Consider the following 2,030-nt stretch of genomic DNA (forward strand, 5'->3'; position numbering starts at 1 on the left):
AATGGTGCGGTTAGCGAGATTTGAACTCGCACACGCGGAGCGCACCACCCCCTCAAGATGGCGTGTCTACCAATTCCACCATAACCGCAAATTTTAGAATTCAAAGAAATAAAAAGCCCTACTTAAAATAGAGCTTTTTTAAGATTAAGCAAAAACTATAAAAGGATTTGCATAAAGTGCTATAAGAGCAATTACAAGAGCGTAAATAACTTGCGCTTCTATCATTGCCAATGCAATAAACATTGTTGTCATTAATTTTGGCCCAAGTCCTGGGTTTCTAGCTGTTCCTGCTATAGTAGCCGCTGCAGTATTACCCATACCGATAGCACCACCTAGTGCAGCAACGCCAAGTCCTAAACCTGCCGCTAAAACAGAAAACGCTTTGATCCATACATTGATAGCTTCTTGTTCAACAGGTGCATTAGCTTCAGCTGCGAAAGCAGTTGCTGCAAGAGCTAAAAATAGAAAAAAGATTTTTTTCATTTTTGTAACCTTTCTTTAAAATTTATAGAGAGTTTTAATGTTTTAATTTTAAATCAGTTCGGCTTGCGTATCCCTACTTAAGATTTAAAACTAAGTTGAAAATATATCAAAAATTATCTTTAATTTTATTGAAATTTACTAAATTTCACATTTTTAAAGTATTTTTATTACTTTCATTAAAGATTAAAACTTTTTTTGCTTTAATAATACTTTAAAAATAATTTTTTAATACAAGGTTGTAAATTTTGAACTCTAAATTTTCGAAAATAGGTTTTATTTTAGCAGTTGCCGGTTCAGCTGTGGGCTTAGGAAATGCTTGGAAATTTCCTACTTTGGTAGGACAAAGCGGCGGTTCTGCTTTTATATTGCTTTATATTATTTTAACTTTGGGTGTAGGTTTTGTTATTTTTCTAGCCGAGCTTAGTATAGGAAAGATTAGTGAAAAAGATCCTGTTAATGCTTATGAAAAACTTGCTCCTTCAAATAAAAAAGCTTGGTCTTATGCAGGTTTTACTATGATAGGAGCAATTTTAATCGTTTCTTTTTATACTTTAGTAATTGGCTGGATACTTAAATATGCATATTTAAGTATTAGCGGAAATTTATATCCTGATCTTAATACAAGTTCTGCTGAATTTGGAAAATTAATTTCAAGTGATTTTGTAAGCCAATTTGTATGTTTTACCTTGATTTTTTTAATTGTTTTTTACACAGTATCTAAGGGTGTAAAAAATGGCATTGAAAAACTAAATGTTTGGATGATGCCAGCTTTATTTATCTTACTTGTTTTGATGCTTATTTATGCAATGACTAAAGATGGTTTTATGATGGCGGTTGAATTTCTTTTCGTGCCTGATTTTTCTAAGATTAGTACTTCTAATGTGCTTGAGGCTTTAGGACTTGCTTTTTTTAGTTTATCTTTGGGGGTAGGGACTATTATCACTTATTCAGCAAGTTTACCTGAGCGTACAAATTTTATTACCAGCACTCTAAATATCATTTTTATCAATCTTTTAATCGGACTTTTAATGGGTTTAGTCGTTTTTACCTTTATCTTTGAGTTTGGTTTTGATGCAAGCAAAGAGGGTCCAGGTCTGATTTTCGTTTCTTTAGCGACTTTATTTCAAAAACTTGGAGCTATAGGACATATTTTAGGAGCAGCTTTTTTTATATCTTTGATTTTTGCAGGTATTACTTCAGCAGTTTCAATGATAGAGCCTTTTGCTTTTTACTTAATTAATAGCTTTGGAATGAGCCGTAAAAAAGCTTTAATTTTGATAGGAATTATAGTTTATACTTTAGGAATTTTGTGTATTTTGTCTTCTTTGGATTCAACTGCATTTAAAATTTTTGGTCTTAGTGTTTTTGATCTTTTAGACACTTTATCAAGTAAAATTATTATGCCTTTGGGTGGAATTTTAGCTGCTATTTTTGTGGGTTTTGTGATCAAAAAAGAAGCTTTGCAAATTTTATTTGGTCCTTATATGAAGGGTATATTTTTTGAACTTTGGTATATCTTTTTAAGATTTATTTCGCCTTTGGCGGTT

The 2,030-nt window shown here is 31.6% G+C and carries 2 protein-coding genes and 1 tRNA gene; 1 reads left to right on the top strand and 2 read right to left on the bottom strand.

The window, feature by feature from the left end; translation table 11 throughout:
- Positions 1-2: 2 nt before the first annotated feature.
- Both CCO88_RS09050 and CCO88_RS09055 read right to left on the bottom strand, forming a co-directional pair.
- Positions 3-88 (bottom strand) — tRNA-Leu (locus tag CCO88_RS09050).
- Positions 89-144: 56 nt separating this feature from the next.
- Positions 145-483: a F0F1 ATP synthase subunit C gene (locus CCO88_RS09055; RefSeq protein WP_002785015.1), complete on the bottom strand. Its 339-nt coding sequence runs from the start codon at positions 481-483 to the stop codon at positions 145-147.
- 245 nt (positions 484-728) lie between these two features.
- Between CCO88_RS09055 and CCO88_RS09060 the strand changes: the two genes are divergently transcribed.
- Positions 729-2,030, top strand: a 1,302-nt coding sequence (locus CCO88_RS09060; RefSeq protein WP_002786965.1) for a sodium-dependent transporter, incomplete at its 3' end; no start/stop codon positions are given.

It is taken from the genome of Campylobacter coli LMG 9860 (assembly GCF_000254135.1).
GTDB classification, from domain to species: domain Bacteria; phylum Campylobacterota; class Campylobacteria; order Campylobacterales; family Campylobacteraceae; genus Campylobacter_D; species Campylobacter_D coli.